At 67.3% G+C, this 13153-nt stretch carries 13 protein-coding genes; 4 read left to right on the top strand and 9 right to left on the bottom strand.

Annotated features, from left to right (window positions below; genetic code table 11):
• Nucleotide 1 precedes the first annotated feature (1 nt).
• Nucleotides 2-1387, bottom strand: coding sequence for a cryptochrome/photolyase family protein (locus ACU0AG_RS04110; protein WP_482780991.1), 1386 nt, complete (start codon nt 1385-1387; stop codon nt 2-4).
• A 106-nt stretch (nt 1388-1493) separates the two neighbouring features.
• On the bottom strand, nt 1494-2426 hold the full coding sequence (locus ACU0AG_RS04105) for a metal-dependent hydrolase (RefSeq protein WP_482780990.1): 933 nt from the start codon (nt 2424-2426) through the stop codon (nt 1494-1496).
• A gap of 97 nt (nt 2427-2523) precedes the next feature.
• Between ACU0AG_RS04105 and ACU0AG_RS04100 the strand changes: the two genes are divergently transcribed.
• Nucleotides 2524-3474, top strand: a complete 951-nt coding sequence (locus ACU0AG_RS04100; RefSeq protein ID WP_482780989.1) for an alpha/beta hydrolase — start codon at nt 2524-2526, stop codon at nt 3472-3474.
• On the top strand, nt 3471-3950 hold the full coding sequence (locus ACU0AG_RS04095; protein WP_482780988.1) for an RNA pyrophosphohydrolase: 480 nt from the start codon (nt 3471-3473) through the stop codon (nt 3948-3950). Before ACU0AG_RS04100 ends, ACU0AG_RS04095 begins: the two co-directional genes overlap by 4 nt.
• Before the next feature lie 6 nt (nt 3951-3956).
• Here ACU0AG_RS04095 and ACU0AG_RS04090 read toward each other — a convergent pair whose 3' ends face one another.
• The 5 genes from ACU0AG_RS04090 to ACU0AG_RS04070 all read right to left on the bottom strand — a co-directional run bounded on the left by ACU0AG_RS04090 (nt 3957) and on the right by ACU0AG_RS04070 (nt 9517).
• Nucleotides 3957-4454, bottom strand: coding sequence for a tetratricopeptide repeat protein (locus ACU0AG_RS04090; protein ID WP_482780987.1), 498 nt, complete (start codon nt 4452-4454; stop codon nt 3957-3959).
• 62 nt (nt 4455-4516) lie between these two features.
• The gene (locus ACU0AG_RS04085; protein ID WP_482780986.1) at nt 4517-5695 is read right to left on the bottom strand and encodes an RsmB/NOP family class I SAM-dependent RNA methyltransferase; all 1179 of its coding nucleotides are present in this window, start codon (nt 5693-5695) and stop codon (nt 4517-4519) included.
• A 9-nt stretch (nt 5696-5704) separates the two neighbouring features.
• Nucleotides 5705-7159 (bottom strand): IMP dehydrogenase, encoded by a 1455-nt coding sequence (guaB, locus tag ACU0AG_RS04080; RefSeq protein ID WP_482780985.1) that lies wholly within the window; start codon nt 7157-7159, stop codon nt 5705-5707.
• A gap of 85 nt (nt 7160-7244) precedes the next feature.
• Nucleotides 7245-8768: a M20/M25/M40 family metallo-hydrolase gene (locus ACU0AG_RS04075; protein ID WP_482780984.1), complete on the bottom strand. Its 1524-nt coding sequence runs from the start codon at nt 8766-8768 to the stop codon at nt 7245-7247.
• Entirely contained in the window at nt 8765-9517 is a 753-nt protein-coding gene (locus ACU0AG_RS04070; protein WP_482780983.1) for a 3-hydroxybutyrate dehydrogenase, read from the bottom strand. The genes ACU0AG_RS04075 and ACU0AG_RS04070 overlap by 4 nt, the downstream gene beginning before the upstream one ends.
• Before the next feature lie 105 nt (nt 9518-9622).
• On the opposite strand from ACU0AG_RS04070, the gene ypfJ reads away from it, so the two are divergent.
• Together ypfJ and ACU0AG_RS04060 are read left to right on the top strand one after the other, a co-directional pair.
• Nucleotides 9623-10495: a KPN_02809 family neutral zinc metallopeptidase gene (gene ypfJ / locus ACU0AG_RS04065; protein ID WP_482780982.1), complete on the top strand. Its 873-nt coding sequence runs from the start codon at nt 9623-9625 to the stop codon at nt 10493-10495.
• Nucleotides 10492-11001 (top strand): hypothetical protein, encoded by a 510-nt coding sequence (locus ACU0AG_RS04060; RefSeq protein ID WP_482780981.1) that lies wholly within the window; start codon nt 10492-10494, stop codon nt 10999-11001. Before ypfJ ends, ACU0AG_RS04060 begins: the two co-directional genes overlap by 4 nt.
• Nucleotides 11002-11111: 110 nt before the next feature.
• Here ACU0AG_RS04060 and ACU0AG_RS04055 read toward each other — a convergent pair whose 3' ends face one another.
• Nucleotides 11112-12779 (bottom strand): M56 family metallopeptidase, encoded by a 1668-nt coding sequence (locus ACU0AG_RS04055; RefSeq protein ID WP_482780980.1) that lies wholly within the window; start codon nt 12777-12779, stop codon nt 11112-11114.
• Nucleotides 12776-13150, bottom strand: coding sequence for a BlaI/MecI/CopY family transcriptional regulator (locus tag ACU0AG_RS04050; RefSeq protein ID WP_482781393.1), 375 nt, complete (start codon nt 13148-13150; stop codon nt 12776-12778). Before ACU0AG_RS04050 ends, ACU0AG_RS04055 begins: the two co-directional genes overlap by 4 nt.
• Between the last annotated feature and the right edge of the window lie 3 nt (nt 13151-13153).

The raw sequence follows: 13153 nt of genomic DNA, 5'->3' as shown, positions 1-13153 counted from the left end.
CTCAGGCGTCCTTCATCGCCTTGAGCGCCGCCAGCGCCCGTTCGCGCGCCGCCTTGTGCGGCACGATCTTGCGGGGGTAGCCCGCAGGCCGCCGCCCGAATTCCTCGGGATCGTGGACGTAAGGCTCCTCCAGCCCCTTCAATTCCGGAACATAGGTGCGGATGTAGCGCGCGGCGTCGAACTTCTCCGACTGGCTGAGCGGTGCCATGATCCGGCTGAACATATTGGAATCCACCCCCGTCCCTGCGGTCCACTGCCAGTTGGTGGCGTTGGAGGCGTAGTCGGCATCGCACAGCGTATCCCAGAACCACTTCTCCCCCTCGCGCCAGTCGATCAGCAGGTGCTTGATGAGGAAGCTGGCGGTGATCATCCGCACGCGGTTGTGCATCCACCCGGTCTGCCACAGCTGACGCATTCCGGCATCGACGATCGGGTAACCGGTGCGGCCCTGCTGCCATGCCTTCAGGTCACGCGCGGCCGCCGGATCGGTCGCGGGATCGCGCCAGGGAAAGCGGTCGAAATCCTCGCGGTAGTTTTGCGTCGCGTATTTGGGGAATTGCAGGATCGCATTCTGCGAATAGTCGCGCCAGATCAGCTCGCCCTCGAAGGTCTCCCAACCCTTCGAGCGGCGGTCCTTGAAGCGGTGCCAGATCTGGATCGGCGAGATTTCCCCGAAATGCAGGTGCGGCGAGAGGCGCGAGACCTTGTCCACGCTCGGCAGGTTGCGCTTGTCGTCATAGTCGTCGACGTCCGCTTCCCATGCGGCGAGGCGCGCGTGGGCGGCATCCTCGCCCACCTCCCAGAAATCGCGCATTCCCCCGGCCCAGTCGGGCTTGGTGGGGAGGAGGTTCCAAGACGCCAGATCGTCGGAGGCAGGCCATGTCGCCGGGGCTTCGAGACGCTCGGGCGCGGGGACTTCGGTGCGCGGCGGGAATTCGGCCCGCACGGCGCGGCTGAAAGGGGTGTAGATCTTGTACTGCCCCCCGGTGCCGGTGGTGATGCTGCCCGGCGGCATCAGGTAATTGCCGTGGTAGAGTTTGAGGTCGAGGCTCTTGGCCAGCTTGCGCTCGGCATTGCGCCACCAGGGTTCGTAATGGCAGTTGGCGTGGATGGTGCTCGCGCCCGTTTCCTGCGCCAGCTTGGTCAGCTCCGCCACAGCCTCCCCGCGCCGCAGGATCAGCTTGCTGCCCTTGGCTTCGAGGCTCTTGGCAAGGCTCGCCAGCGAGTGATGCAGCCACCAGCGCGAGGCCCCGCCATAGGCGTGGTGCCTGGGGCTTTCGTCATCGAGGACATAGACCGCGATGACGGGGCCAGCCTTGGCGGCGTGATAGAGCGCAGGGTTATCAGCCAAGCGCAGATCGCGCCGCAGCCAGACGATTTGGGTCATGATGGTCTTTCAATCCGTCGTCATTGCGAGGGGACGCAGTCCCCGCGGCAATCCATGGACGAAGAGTGCGGTCCATGGATTGCTTCGCTTCGCTCGCAATGACGAATTAGGGCTGGGTAAGTTCCTCACACCGCACATCCGGCAAGGCGACCGAGAACCGGTCCCGCGCGCGCGGATCGTAGAAGCGGGCATCGTAGAGGATCACCGAGCCGTCAGCCGCCCGCGTCGCAAAGGGCGCGCGCGACCAGAACAGGAAGGCGTCGAGTTGGGAATTGGTGCGGCGGGCCTCGGTCAGGTCGGGGAGCTTGCATTGGGTTGTAGAGCGCTGGATTGGTATCCAGTTCTGTGCAGAATCGTCCCAGTAAAACCAAACGCCGTTGCTCCCGGAGAGCTGCTCTCTAGCAAACGAAAGAACTGGCAGCGGACTACTGATCACTTGAGCCGAAGCGTCGACTGGTTCAGCCTTAACGAATGAAATCCAGCTATTCACCCCGATATAGGCGAGCACCGCAGCAATCCCCACCCGCGCGGGCCGCATCCACTCCGCCCCCGCCTTCTCCCGCCGCCGCGACATCCAGACGCTCGCAATCAGCATCGCCCAAAGCCACGGGTCGATGATGAACAGCGTATCCCCATAAAACCATTGCGAGGAGAACGGCTCCAGCAGCCGGATGCCGTAGACGTTGAGCCAGTCGAAGAAGGGGTGGCTCAGGCAGCCGATAAACGCCATCGCGTAGAGCCAGCCAAACCGCACCGGCAGCCGCGCTTCGGGCCGCGTGCCGCGCTTGGTCTGCCAGCGGTCAAACGCCCACAGCATCCCCGCCAATATCAGCGGCAGCAACACCAGCGCGGGCGGTCCGTGGGTGATGCCTCTGCGGAAGCCAAGGTGCTCGGTGCCCTCCAGCCAGAAGAAGCATGCCGCATCCACGTCCGGCAGGTTCGCGCCGATGATCAGCGCCGGCATCGCAAGGCCCGTGGTGCGCTTCAGCCCCGCCTGCCCCAGCACCGCGCCGACAAGGCTATGTGTCAGATTGTCCATCGCTTTGCCGGTTAGCGCGCCACCCTCAATCAAGCGAGTGGAAATCCGCGCAGCCAGCGCCTATCGCACCGCCAACAGACACGGGAGAAAACCAGCAATGACCGACGCGCCCTATATCCGCCCCGACATGAAGGCCTTCCTCGACATGATGGCGCAGGTGAACGGGCCGAAGATGGCCGACATGACGCTGGCCGAAGCGCGTGATTCCTATGTGAAGATGCATGGCATCGCCGACCGTCCGGCCCGCGCCCTCCCCGTGATCCGCGATCTCGCCTGTCCCGGCCCCGGCGGCGACATTCCGCTGCGCCTTTATGACGCACGCGAGAGCCGCACCGAACCCTCGCCGGTGATCGTCTTCTACCACGGCGGTGGCTTCGTGATCGGCGATCTCGATACCCATCACGCGCTGTGCACCGAGATCGCCGCGCTGATCGATCTGCCGCTGGTGGCGGTGCATTACGCGCTCGCGCCGGAAGCCCCCTTCCCCGCCGCGATCCTCGATTGCGAAGCCGCGACGCGCTGGGTGGCAGGAAGCCCCGCCGAACTGGGCCGCAGCGCCAGCGGCATCATCACCATCGGCGACAGCGCGGGCGGCAATGCCACGGTGGTCGTCGGGCAATTGCTCGCCGCCAACCCCGCCGCCGTCCCCGTGGTGCTGCAAGTCCCCGTCTTCCCGCTGGTGGCCGACGCCATTGGTTCGCAGAGCATGGCCGCCTTCTCCGAGGGCTATCTGCTGACCGCCGAAACCATGGCCTTTTTCGATGCCGCCTATGGCGCCGACCGCGCCGACCCGCGGGGCTTTCCGATTCTGGGCGATCACACGGGCGCTCCCCCCACCATCGTCGTCACCGCCGGTCTCGATCCGATCCGCGATTCGGGCCGCGCCTATGCCAAGGCGCTGGTGGATGCGGGCCGCGACTGCGTGTTCCTCGAAATGCGCGGGGTGACGCATTCCTTCACCAACCTCAGGCAGATGGTACCTTCGACCCAGCGCGATCTTGAACGGATCATCGCCGCGATGCAGTTCATGCTGGCGAACCCCGCATGAACCCCGACAGCCTCCCCTACCGCCCCTGCGCGGGCTTCATGCTCGTCAACCGCGAAGGCCTCGTGTTCGTCGGCGAGCGGATCGATGCCTCGGCCCACGGCTTCTGGCAGATGCCGCAGGGCGGGATCGACAAGGGCGAGGACGTGCGCAGCGCCGCCCTGCGCGAGCTGGAAGAGGAGATCGGCGTCGCGGCCCACATGGTCGAGATCATCGCGCAGGGATCGCGCCCGTTCCTCTACGATCTGCCGCCCGAGCTGCTGGGCCGGGTGTGGAAGGGCAAGTATCGCGGGCAGGAACAATACTGGTTCCTCGGCCGGTTCCTCGGGCAGGATAGCGACATCAACCTTGAAGCGCACGATCCGCCCGAGTTCCACGCATGGCGCTGGATCGAGCCGAGGCTGCTGCCGGAGCTGATCGTGCCCTTCAAGCGGGCGGTTTACGAGGAGCTGGTGGCAGAATTCCTGCCGCTGATCTGACGCCTGTCAGTTGCTGACCGGCGCGCCTTCCGCCGTGTCTGCCGCCAGCCTTGCGGCAGGCCCGCGGGCGATGGTGCTTTGCAGGGCAACGGTTTCGGGGCAGCGATCGCCGCACAGGCTTTGCAGCTTGGCCAGATTGCGCTTGGCCTTTTCCAGCGCGCCCTTTTCCACCAGCGCCGCGCCCTCGCCCGAAATCGCGGCGAAATTGCCCGGATCACGCTCCAGCGCCTCGCGGTAGTAACGGATCGCCTTGCCCTGAAGCCCGCTCTGGCGCGCAGCCTCGCCCAGATCGATGAAGATCGGGGTGTAGGACGGATCAACCGCCAGCGCCGCTTCGAAGGCATCGACCGCCGCCTGCGTCTCGCCCGCGTTCAACGCCGCACGCCCTTGCGCAATCAGCGCGGCGGCCCGCGGATCGGGGGTTGCGCCGGCGCCTGCGTTCAGCACGCTCGCCGACATGGCCAGACACAGGGACAGAGCGGCAGCAGGGGCTGCAAAACGCATCAGAAGCTCCTTCAGTGCATGAGACCGGAAACCGATGGGCTGGGTCATATCATGCGAAGCTATCATGGTGAACGCAAGCAGGCGATGAAAAAACCATCCGTGCCGTCGTGGAGCGGATCGAGCCGGATTCCGCCCCCGCGCTCCCGTCCCGATGGCAGGGAAAGCGGCTCTGCCTGCCAGCCGGGATGGCGCACGAGGAAGGCCGCCACGCGGTCCGCCCCTTCGGCATCGAGCACCGAGCAGGTGACGAAGCCGATGCTGCCGCCGGGCCGCACCAGCTGCGCTGCCAGATCGAGCACGTGGTCCTGCAACTGGTTCAGCCGCGCAAGCTCTGCCGGATCGAGTCGCCAGCGCCCTTCGGGGCTGCGCCGCCATGTCCCGCTGCCAGAGCACGGCGCATCGACCAGCACGTGATCGGCTTTGCCCTGCCACGGTGCGAGCGCCTGCATCTCGCGGCCCGGATCGAGCAGCACGACCTGATCGATCGCCGCACCGGCGCGGGCGGCACGCGGGGCAAGGTTGCCGAGGCGGCGCTTGTCGGTATCGGCAGCGATCAGGCTTGCGGCATTGCCCAGCCTTGCGGCCAGCGCCAGCGTCTTGCCCCCGCCGCCGGCGCACAGATCGATGATCGTATCGCCCGGCGCCACCGGCAGCGCCTCGACAATCAGCTGGCTGCCGAGATCCTGCACTTCGATCAGGCCTTGGGTATAGGCGTCCCACTGTTCGACCGGCGTGCCGGAGGGGAACCGCAGCCCCTGCGCGCAGGCGAGCGGCTCGCCCGTTTCGGGCAGGTCGATCCCCGCGCGGTCGGCCTTCAAGGCATTGACCCGCACATCGAGCGGAGCGCGGCCCAGCAGCGCGGCAATCTCGCGCCCGCCAAGGCCGGAATTGCGCAGCAGCGCGGCCAGCCACTTGGGCGCAAGGCCGGTTTTCGCCGCCTCTTCGCCATCGCCCTTCGGCGCGGGGCCATGGGGCGAGCCATCGAACAGGCCCGCAATGGCTTCGTCCTGCCCGGCCACCGCCAGCATCGCCGCCCGCCCGCTTTCGGGCACCGGCCCGCACAGGCGGATCGCCTGATAGACCAGATCGCGCACCGCCCGCCGGTCTTTCGATCCGGCATAGCGGCGGGCGCGGAAATAATCGGCAATGATCCGGTCAGCCGGCGCGCCCTTGCTGCGGGCGGCAGGGATGATCGCGTCGAGCAGCTCGATCGCCGCCTGTATTCTAGCGGCGGGTGTCATATCGAGGCCTCAGCGCGTCGGGTAATTGGGAGCCTCGCGGGTGATCGCGACATCGTGCACGTGGCTTTCCGAAAGGCCCGCATTGGTGATGCGCACGAATTGCGCACGCTGTTGCAGGTCGGTGATGGTGGCAGAGCCGGTGTAGCCCATCGCCGCCTTGATCCCGCCCACCAGCTGGTGGACGACATCGGCGGCAGGGCCCTTGAACGGCACCTGGCCCTCGATCCCTTCGGGCACCAGCTTCATCGCCGAAACGTCCTGCTGGAAATAACGATCAGCCGAGCCGCGCGCCATCGCGCCGACAGAGCCCATGCCGCGATAGGCCTTGTAGCTGCGGCCCTGATAGAGGAACACCTCGCCCGGGCTTTCGGTGGTGCCGGCGAGCATCGATCCGATCATTACGCTGGAAGCGCCTGCCGCCAGCGCCTTGGCCGCGTCACCGCTTGTGCGCAGGCCGCCATCGGCGATCACCGGCACGCCCGACTTGGCAGCTTCGGCCGCGCTTTCCATGATCGCGGTCAGCTGCGGCACGCCCACTCCCGCGACAACGCGGGTGGTGCAGATCGAGCCCGGCCCGATCCCGACCTTGACCGCATCGGCCCCGGCATCGACGAGCGCGCGCGTCGCCTCGGCGGTGGCGACATTGCCCGCGATCACCTGCACCGCGTTGGAGAGCTTCTTCACCCGCTCGACCGCGCGGGCGACTTCGATGTTGTGGCCGTGGGCGGTGTCGATCACGATCACGTCGACTTCCGCCTCGACCAGCGCTTCGGTGCGGGCAAAGCCGGCATCGCCCACCGTGGTCGCCGCCGCCACGCGCAGGCGGCCCGTGCCGTCCTTGGTGGCGTGGGGGTAGTTCACCGCCTTTTCAATGTCCTTGACCGTGATGAGGCCGATGCAGTGGAAGGCATCATCGACCACCAGCAGCTTTTCGATCCGGCGGGCATGGAGCAGACGGCGCGCCTCTTCCTGCCCGGTGCCAAGCGGAACGGTGGCCAGATTCTCGGTCGTCATCAGCTCGCGCACGGGCTGCAGGGGATTTTCGGCAAAGCGCACGTCGCGGTTGGTGAGGATGCCGACCAGCTTGCCACCTGCGTCAACCACCGGAATCCCGCTGATCCGGTTGGCCTGCATCAGCGCCTGCGCCTCGCCCAGCGTGGCGTCGGGGTGAATGGTGATGGGGTTCACCACCATGCCGCTTTCATAGCGCTTCACCGCCCGCACAGCGGCACACTGCGCGTCGATATCGAGATTGCGGTGCAGCACGCCGATGCCGCCCAGCTGCGCCATGGCGATCGCCATGTCCGCCTCGGTCACGGTGTCCATCGCCGAGGAGAGCACCGGGATATTGAGCGCGATGTCGCGGGTCAGGCGGGTGGAGGTATCCGCCATGCTCGGCAAGACGCTGCTTTCCGCCGGGCGGAGCAGAACGTCATCGAAGGTCAGACCGAGCGGGATATCCATGGGCGCCACTTTCGCGAGAATGAGAGAGGGTTCTCCTGTGCCGGAGAATCGTGGCGGCCCATGTAACCGCAGATGTGCGCCAGCGCTAGGGTGCAGCCTCTTCGCTTTGCAGGACAGGCTCGGGCGGCTGGTAACGCGCCGGATCGGCGATCATCCGGATCAGGCCTTCGTGCAGCAGCAGATCCTCCACCGCGCCCGACAGATCGAGCGCCGCCGCCGTATCGGATGGCCGGTGATAGCGGCTGGAGAGGAAGGGTTGCAGGATCTCGCGGGTGCCATAGCTGCTCGACAGCAGCACCGTGGGCACGCCCGCATTGAGCAGCGCCGCGCCATCCTGCCGCTGGACAAAGCTGGCAGCGAGCGCCGCATCGCCCAACGTGCGTCCGCCCTTCGCCACGTGGTCGATGATCACGCTGTCGAGCGGGGTCGAGCCCTGCCCGATGAAGCCCAGCGCGCTGCCCGCCGGAGCAACCGCGACCATATCGAAATTGAACGCGGCCACGATCCGCGACAATTCCAGTGGCGGATCCTGCGCAAAGGCGCGTGCGCCGAGCAGGCCGGATTCCTCTGCCGTGGTGGCGAGCACGTAGATGTCGCGTCCCGGCACCGGGCCTGATTTCAGCCGCTGCGCCAGCTCCAGCATCGCGGCGATCCCGCTGGCATTGTCCGCCGCCCCGTTGCAGATGCGGTCTTCGGCATCGGCAGCACCGCATTCGCCCAGATGATCCCAATGGCCGAGCAGCAGCACCGCGCCTGCCTCAGGCGTGCTGCCGGGGATCTTGCCGACCAGATTGTAGCTGGTGAACTCGCGCCGTTCTGCCGATGCTTCGAGCGTGATCGCGAGGTTGATCTCGATCGGGGAGAAATCCGCCGCTTCGGCATCGGCCTTCAGCCGCGCCCAGCGGGCCTCGCCCATCACACCGGCCATCGCGGCATCGGTGACATAGGCCGACAGCGTATCGCGGTCCTCGCTGGCGAGGCGCACGCGTTCGCGCGATCCGCTGCGGCGCAGGCGGGCAATCGCTGCCTCGTCGGGAACGACGGTGACCACGGCCGTTGCGCGCTGATCGAACAGTGCTGCGCGCCGTGCGGTGTCGCGGCCGGGATCGGCCAGCATCACCGCCACCGCCCCCGCCCTGTCATCGGACAGCACCAGCCCGTCACCCTTGCCGACAAACACCACCGGAACGCCCGTCGCCGGGCCGCTGGTGGCCAGCGCACGGCGGCGCGGGGTGAACACCGCCGCATCGCTTTCGGGCACGATCACGCTGTTGCGGCCCTGTGTCAGGGTCAGCTGGCCGGACAGCGCACGGGTCGACACCAGATCGACCGGCATTCGCCAGTAGGAGCCCGGATCGCCCGTTCCCGAAACCAGCCCGATTCCGCCCATGCGCTGTTCGAGGAAGGCGAGCGTCGCCTCTTCGCCCGGCGTGCCCGGCTTGCGCCCGCCAAAGCCGTCGCTGGCGAGCACTTCGATATCGGCCATCATCCGCGCCGCGATGGCATCGCGGTCACTGACCTGCGCGCTTTCGACCGGCGGGCGGGCACAGGCAGCCAGCCACAGGCTCGCCAGCAGGACAACCAGCAGCCTGAAGCGGGCGGCGCTCATTCCGCGGTCCAGCCCCCGTCGATCGAATAATTCGCGCCGGTAATGTTGCGCGCCGCATCGCCGCACAGGAACAGCGCCATCGCGGCGACATCTTCGGGCAGGACAAAGCTCTTGGTCGGCTGCTTGGCAAGCAGCACGTCGTTCATCACCTGCTCGCGGGTCATCCCGCGTGCGGCCATGGTGTCGGGGATCTGGTTTTCCACCAGCGGCGTCCAGACATAGCCGGGCGAGATGCAATTGGCGGTGATCCCGTGGGTCGCCAGTTCCAGCGCGATGGTCTTGGTGAAGCCCGCCATCGCGTGCTTGGCCGCGACATAGGCGCTCTTGAACGGGGAGGCGGTGAGCGAATGCGCGCTGGCCGTGGCGATGATCCGGCCCCAGCCCTTGGCCTTCATCCCCGGCACCGCGAGGCGGGTCGTATGGAACGCAGCCGAAAGGTTGAGCGCGATGATCGCATCCCACTTTTCGGGCGGAAACTCCTCGACCGGGGCGACGTGCTGCATCCCGGCATTGTTGACGAGAATATCGACCGGGCCGACCGCCGCCATCATTGCTGCGATTTCGTCGGGTTTCATCAGGTTGGCGCCGTGATAGGTTGCCCCCAGTTCATCGCACAAAGCGGCGATCTCGTCGGGATCGCCCAACCCGTTGAGGATGACCTCTGCCCCTTCGGCGGCAAAGGCGCGTGCGATTGCCAGCCCGATTCCCGATGTCGAGCCGGTGACAAGTGCACGCTTTTCCTTGAGCATTTGCCGCAACTCCTGCACGTTCGGGCCAGTCGCGCCAGCTTTTGCCGCAGCGATTGCGGCTGTCCAGCAAATTGCTCATCGCGGGCGCGAAAGGGAGGATTGCTTATGCGCTTGGGGCCGTTCGACACGGGCAACATCAAGGTCCGCTCCAGCAGCGCCGGTGGTGGCGGCGGGGTTGGCCGGGCCGGCGGGATCGGCTGCGGCACGCTGGTGATCGCGCTGATCGGGGCGGTGGTGTTCGGGCTCGATCCGATGCAGACCATCGGCATGGTGCAAGGCGTGCAGCAGCAGGCCGGGCCGGTGCAGGCAGGCGGCGGGAATGACCTCACCGAGGAACAGGTCTGCGCCACCAGCGCCTATGCCACCGAAGCCTGCAACGCGCTCACCAGCCTCAACACCACCTGGGAAGCCGCCTTTGCGCGCAGCAACATTCCCTTCGAACAGCCGGTGCTCGATCTCTACCGCGATGGCCGCGTGACCACGCAAGGCTGCGGCAGTGCGACATCGGCGGTGGGGCCGTTCTACTGCCCGGCAGACAAGGGCATCTATATCGACACCAGCTTCTACGACCAGCTGGCGCAGATGGCGGGAACCGGCGGCGATTTTGCGCGGCTTTATGTGCTGGCGCATGAATATGGCCACCACATCCAGACCATCACCGGCCTGTCGCCCAAGGTGCGCGAGGCGCAGCAACGCAATCCCGCCGCCGCCAACCGGTTGCAGGTGGCAATGGAGTTGCAGGCCGATTGCTATGCCGGGATGTGGGCCAGCCAGAACCGCAACCTGATAGAGCCGGGCGATCTCGAAGAAGGTCTGAAGGCCGCCAGCGCCATTGGTGACGATACCTTGCAGCGCAACGCCGGCCAGCGGGTCAATCCCGAAAGCTTCACCCACGGCACCAGCCGCCAGCGCATGGATGCGCTGCGGTTGGGTCTGGAAAGCCGCAGCCTGTCGGCCTGCAACGTCTTCTTCGAATGATGTTGGCGCGCCGGTTCCTTGCTCCGCTTGGCGCGCTCGCCCTGCCCCTTGCATCGGCGGGTGCGCCCGCCGCGGCGCAGGTAATGCCCGAACCCGATGTGAAGGAAGTGGCCAAGACCCCGCTGCGCGATCTCAATATCGACGCCCGCGACATTCCCGAGGTGCTGCAAAAGGCTGCCGCTGCCCCCTATGCCACCGAAGGGCTCAAGCGCTGCAATGCCCTCGTCACCGAAATCGCGGCGCTCGATAGCGTGCTGGGCGCGGATTACGACATTGCCGAAGGCGACGGGAAAGACCGCATCAGCGAGGGCCGGATCGGGCAGAGCATCGTCGGCTCGATCATCCCGTTTCGCGGGATCGTGCGCGAGGTGACAGGCGCAGCCAGCAATGACCGCGCCATGCGCGCCGCCTACACCGCCGGCATGGCGCGGCGTGCCTTCCTCAAAGGCTGGGGGCTGGGCCGCGGCTGCGCCTATCCGGCCCGCCCCAAGCCTGCCGAAAGATAGGCTGCCTCATACCAGCGCGCTAAGATGCTGACGCATCACGCGCTGGAAATGCTCAGGCGCCGCACGGGCTTAACCGAGGCGTGATGAGTCAAGCTCATCGCGCCTTGGTATCAGCCCTCAGTGGCCTTCCAGCGCGCGATCTGCCGGTCGAGCGTTTCGAGCACCTGCTTGCGGGCATCTTCAGGGATGTCGGCGTCCTTTGCGATCTCGGCGCGGGCTTCCTCCAGGCCTTGCAGCGCCGATCCGATCACGCGGGATTTGCAGAACAGCATGACCTTCTTGCCATCCCTGCCGGTGATGGTCTCGGTCGGCTCGCCGTCGCACTTGTCCATCATGATCACGCGGGGCGCCGCGCCGCGGGCGGCATCGGCCTCGATCCGCGTCAGACGGACAATGCGCGGTGCATCGGCGCGTGCCTTCTCCGCCTCGGCCAGCGCGACTTCGAGCGACTTGCGCATCGCCTCGTGCCTCTCCCGCTCGCCGGCGGCAGCGCCTTCGCGGGCCTTGTCATGCCAGTGGAAGGCTTCGGGCTTGCCGCGGAACACCATCCGCACGCGCTTTTCCTTGCCATCCTCGGTGCGGATCACCTGTTCGATCACCTCGGTATTGTCGTCCCCGGCAGCGCCATCGGGATCGACTGCGATGATCGCTTCGATGGCGGGCGCTTCGGGCGGCGCGGGCGGCGGCGGAGGCACGGGCGCATCGGGCGCGGCGGGCGGAGCCGGAGGCGCAGGGGGTGCAGGCGGCGCGGGAGCCTCTGTGCGGGCTGCCTCGCTCGCGGCGTAGCTGATCGACGCGGTCAGCGGCAGGGCCAGCAGGCCCGCGCCCAGCAGCGCACGGCCCGCCATGCGGCGACGGGGGGAAAGATCGGACATCGACAGGCTCCTCAGACGGTGAATGATGGATTTCTCGCCCAGCACCGGACAGGCCATCGGCGCTGACAGGGCCGCGCCGCCGGACAGCGCCGGGGCGGTGGCAAATCGGGTGATCAGCGCAGCATAGGCGGCACGCTCCTGCGCGGGGCGGTCTGCCAGCACGCGGGAATCGCACGCCGCTTCCTGATCGCGGCGCAGCGCCAGCCAGCCATAGCGGCCCAGCGGATTGAACCAGTGCAGCGCGAACAGCGGCTGCACCAGCACATTGACCAGCAGATCGCCGCCCCGGTGGTGCGCCAGTTCATGCGCCAGCGCCAGATCGCGGGCCTGCCGGTCAGCCAGCGCCATGAAGCCGGGCGGCAAGGCGATCACGCGGTCGATCACCCCGAAGGCGAGCGGCGCGGCTGTCGCAGACGTTTCCACCAGCCGGATCGCTCCGCGCCGCAGCCGCACCCGCCCGACCTCGCGCCCTTCGGCCAGCAGCATGTCGCGCAGGTCGAAATAGGCTGCAAAGCGCCGCCACAGGAACACCCCGGCCCCGGCCAGCCACACCAGCAGCAAGGCCTCTCCCAGCTGCGCCCAATCGAGCGCGGCGTCGAAAACGGGTTCGGCGGCGGGCAGCGGCGCCGGGGCGGTCATTGTGGCCAGCCCCGCGGCATCGCCAGGGGGCAAAGCAGTCTCTGCCAGCGCGGCGCGATCAGGCGCGGGCGCGGGCGCTGGCTCTGGCGGGGCCATCCATGCAGGAAGGATCACCGGCGGCAGCACCAGCCGCAGCGCGGGCAAGGCCCACAGCGCATAGGCCGCCTGCGGCCCGAAGCTTTTCGCCACCGGGCGACGCAGCACCAGCACCGCCGCGATCAGCGCGCCGGTCCAGACCAGCGTTTCGATCAGAACCGCGCTCACGGCTTCAGCCCTTTCAGCAGCGCCTCGATCTCGGCCAGATCATCAGCGGTCAAGGCCTCGCTTTCCGCAAGATGCGCCACCAGCGAAGCGGCATTGCCGCCGAACAGGCGATCGAGCAGCCGCCGCGATTCGCCGCCGACATAGTCGTCGCGGGCCAGCAGCGGGGTGTAGAGGAACCGCCGCCCGTCAGGCTCGGCCGCCAGCGCGCCCTTCTGCACCAGCCGCGAGAGCAGCGTCTTGACAGTGGCAAGGCTCCACCCGCGTTCGGTGCAGACGGTGTCGCACACCTCGGCAGCGGTCTGGCGCGGGCGGTTCCACAAGGCTTCCATCACGGCGTGTTCGGCATCGGTGATGCGTTCGGCCGGGGCCATGCC

This window comes from Erythrobacter sp. RANMB8, from assembly GCF_056848235.1.
The sequence above is the reverse complement of the archived record's forward strand: the minus strand, read 5'-3'. Positions and strand labels throughout refer to the sequence as shown.